This window comes from Shewanella sp. SG41-4 (genome assembly GCF_014164505.1).
Lineage (GTDB): Bacteria > Pseudomonadota > Gammaproteobacteria > Enterobacterales > Shewanellaceae > Shewanella.
In genome coordinates this window covers 1-2,405 of record NZ_JACJFI010000432.1, presented here as the reverse complement: position 1 = coordinate 2,405, position 2,405 = coordinate 1, and the positions used below count along the sequence as shown (strand labels likewise).

1 protein-coding gene is annotated in these 2,405 nt (G+C 36.5%); it reads left to right on the top strand.

Features of this window, described 5'->3' with window-relative positions; all coding sequences use genetic code 11:
- Window positions 1–737: 737 nt before the first annotated feature.
- Window positions 738–2,288, top strand: a complete 1,551-nt coding sequence (locus H5202_RS20700; RefSeq protein ID WP_182773722.1) for a methyl-accepting chemotaxis protein — start codon at window positions 738–740, stop codon at window positions 2,286–2,288.
- The last annotated feature ends 117 nt before the right edge of the window (window positions 2,289–2,405 follow it).

The following is a 2,405-nucleotide window of genomic DNA, read 5'->3' as shown; positions in this document are numbered from 1 at the left end:
AAATATTGAAGTACAACGTGAGAGATAATTAGCGCTAAAGATAGAGCAGGGCCAGATATCATTGGTATAGTAAAATATAACAGCAGCCCCTTATTACTCCGTCGGATTTAAATTATAGCTGACTTATTCAGTTGGCTTTTTAGTATTCTAGGCAAACAGTTATTTTTTAAAAGCATTAGATTGATATAAGCAGCACCCAAATTATATCGCCAGATAGAGTAAGAATTTGAATTCTATTTATTCCATGGCTTCTCTGCCCATAATAAGATCGAGTTAATATGTTGAACTGTAGTGGGTGTTGATGGCTGTTAGTCATTCAATTCAATTTTGGTCGACGCTTACAATCCATCGTTTAAAGTAAGTTACACTTTAAACGGTGGGTCGTAAACGTATGGCAGTATCCATAAATGTAAAAATATCATTTAATATCAATTGATAAGTGATTTTTTACAGGTTGTAAAGATAATGTGCATTACACTTAATTGTTCATTTTTATCATAAACATCAGCCTCGAAAAATCACCTCTAGCGACACGGGAATTAACATGATTAATTGATACTTCTCAAGGTAAAACTTGATGTCACATTGACTCCGGTAACTATCCATGTGACTTATCGCATATATTTTAAAGATGTTAATTATTTACTGATTAAAGTCGTGAGTCATCACATACAAGTAATGCTGATTGTTTAATAATCAGCTTAATTATTTATCTCAACGACGTTTAATATATCAACATGACCCCAAAAGATATCATCGATGAAGAAGTCATTTATCCGTCGGATTATATGATCCTTTCAACAACCGATTTAGACAGTATTATTACTCATGTGAACGATGACTTTATGACGGTCAGTGGTTATAAAGAAGATGAGCTAATTAATAAACCTCACAATATAGTACGCCATCCTGATATGCCTAAAGCTGCATTTAGTGACCTATGGGACACCATTAAGCAAGGGAAAAGCTGGATGGGATTGGTGAAGAATCGCTGCAAGAATGGTCAATATTATTGGGTTAACGCTTATGTGACCCCGATTAAACGTAACGGTACTATTTGTGAGTATCAGTCGGTAAGAACTCAGCCAGAAGCAGAGCTCACTGAACGTGCTCAAGCCTGTTACGATGCCATTAATGCTGGCAAAGCTGCTAAGCCTAAGTTTGGTGCTAGTATTATTACCAAACTTTTTTCGGCTTGGTTGCTATCTGTTGTGTTGTTAATGTCTTTGCCTTACTCAAGTGGTTTTTTCACTGTCGTCGCATTTATTGTTGCCATTATCTGTTTTTGTCGACCGCTTTATACTCTTAAACAACGTTTTAGTAAGATATTAATATTAAGTGAAAAAATACATGATAATCCACTAAATCAATATGTTTACACCGGTTATACCGATGAGCTTTCTCACATCGAATTAAGTCTACGAATGCAAAAAGCTGAAACGCTGGCCGTGGTAGGACGTATAAAAGACAGTGGCGAGGAATTACAGCAAGGTTTAGAAGAGCATCAACAGCAAAATCAAGCGAATCAAAATCAGTTGGTTACGCAATCACAAAACCTTGAACAAGTTGTCACAGCCATCGGCCAAATGAGCTCTTCTGTTACTGATATAGCTAAAAACACGACTAATTCAACCACAGAAATTCATCACTTAGTTGAACAAATAGAGTCAACTAAGGTGGCATTAGCTAATAGCCAAATTGCGACTACGGAAATTAATAATGTATTGGAAGAATCTCGTATTGCAATTTCTTCCTTAAATCAACAATGTCAAAATGTAAACCAAGTCGTTGAGGTGATCGAGAGTATTGCAAAGCAAACAAATTTACTTTCACTCAATGCCGCCATTGAAGCTGCTAGGGCTGGAGAGGCTGGTAGAGGGTTTGCGGTGGTCGCAGATGAAGTGCGTAATTTGGCAAGTCGCTCGGCAACTTCTGCTCATGAAATACACGCTATTATAAATTCACTTAGTCGTACAACTGCAGAAGCCGTTGCACACATGGAACAAAGCCATTTGTTAACAGATAAGAGTATAGATTCTAGTAAAATGCTCGAGCAAAGCCTCATTTCGGTTAGTGAAGTGATGAGTATTATCGAAAGTAATGGCGAGCAGATTTCAGTAGCGGCAGAAGAGCAAGCTGCTGTTGTTAATCAAATTTATAGCAATGCGATGATATTACAAGATGGCATTAATCAATTTGAACAAAATTGCCATAATGCAGCAATACATAGCCAAGAAATTAGTGGTCAGGGTATACGTCAAACAGAGTTGGTAAATCAATTTAATTAGATTGTAATATCATAAATTGTGAGGTGATGACTTCGGTATAATTGAGGTCATTTTACTTTGTTGACTCTGCTGAGCATCTTGTTGCCAAAACAAATTAACAAATTAACAAATTAACCC